1 protein-coding gene is annotated in these 1,234 nt (G+C 72.8%); it reads left to right on the top strand.

The window, feature by feature from the left end:
• Positions 1 to 141 precede the first annotated feature (141 nt).
• On the top strand, positions 142 to 1,234 hold a 1,093-nt coding region (locus I5E_RS06735; RefSeq protein WP_022906310.1), incomplete at its 3' end, for an amidase family protein.

The following is a 1,234-nucleotide window of genomic DNA, read 5'->3' as shown; positions in this document are numbered from 1 at the left end:
CGTCGGTCGTGCCCTCGTCGCCCCGGTCGTCCGGCTCGGCGCCCGACGGAACCCGCTCGCGCCGATGCCCGCCGTCGACCCGGGCTACTACACCCGCACGGTGTCCGCCGCGGGCGAGGGCTCGTGGACGTACGACCAGCAGTGGCGACCCGACCGCGGGTCGCGAAGCTCCGCGCCGCCGGTCTCGTCCCGCTCGGCAAGACCAACATGGACGAGTTCGCTATGGGCTCGACCACCGAGTTCTCGGCGTACGGCCCGACGCACAACCCGTGGGACCTCGACCGCATCCCCGGCGGGTCCGGCGGCGGTTCGGCGGCCGCGGTCGCCGCGCACGAGGCCCCGCTCGCCCTCGGTTCAGACACCGGCGGGTCCATCCGTCAGCCGGGTGCCGTCACCGGCACCGTCGGTGTGAAGCCCACCTACGGCGGCGTCAGCCGCTACGGTGCGATCGCCCTGGCGTCCAGCCTCGACCAGGTCGGCCCGGTGTCCCGGACCGTCCTCGACGCCGCGCTCCTGCACGACGTGATCGGCGGGCACGACCCCCGGGACTCCACGAGCATCCCCGACGCCTGGCCCTCGATGGCAGCCGCCGCGCGCGAAGGCCTGCAGGCCGACACGCTGCGCGGGCTGCGCGTGGGCGTGGTGAAGGAGCTGGCCGGTGGCGAGGGCTTCCAGGCCGGTGTCACCCAGCGCTTCCAGGAGACCGTGGCCCTGCTCGAGTCGGCCGGTGCCGTCGTCGTCGAGATCGACGCTCCCTCGTTCGCCTACGCGATCAGCGCGTACTACCTGATCCTGCCGGCCGAGGCGTCGTCGAACCTCGCGAAGTTCGACTCCGTCCGCTTCGGGCTCCGCGTGACGCCCGAGAACGGCGCCACCGTCGAGGACGTCATGGCCGCGACGCGCGAAGCCGGCTTCGGGCCCGAGGTGAAGCGCCGCATCATCCTCGGCACCTACGCGCTGAGCGCCGGCTACTACGACGCGTACTACGGGTCCGCGCAGAAGGTCCGGACGCTCGTCCAGCGCGACTTCCAGGCCGCGTTCGAGCAGGTCGACCTGCTCGTCAGCCCGTCGGCACCGACGACCGCGTTCCCGATCGGTGAACGCATCGACGACCCGCTGCCGATGTACCTCAACGACCTGACGACGATCCCCGCGAACCTCGCGGGGGTCCCGGGGCATGAGCATCCCCGAACGGCTTCGCGCCCGAAGGACTCCCTGCCCACGGGGCGTCCAG

The organism is Curtobacterium sp. B18, from assembly GCF_000333375.1.
Lineage (GTDB): Bacteria > Actinomycetota > Actinomycetes > Actinomycetales > Microbacteriaceae > Curtobacterium.
The sequence above is the reverse complement of the archived record's forward strand: the minus strand, read 5'-3'. Positions and strand labels throughout refer to the sequence as shown.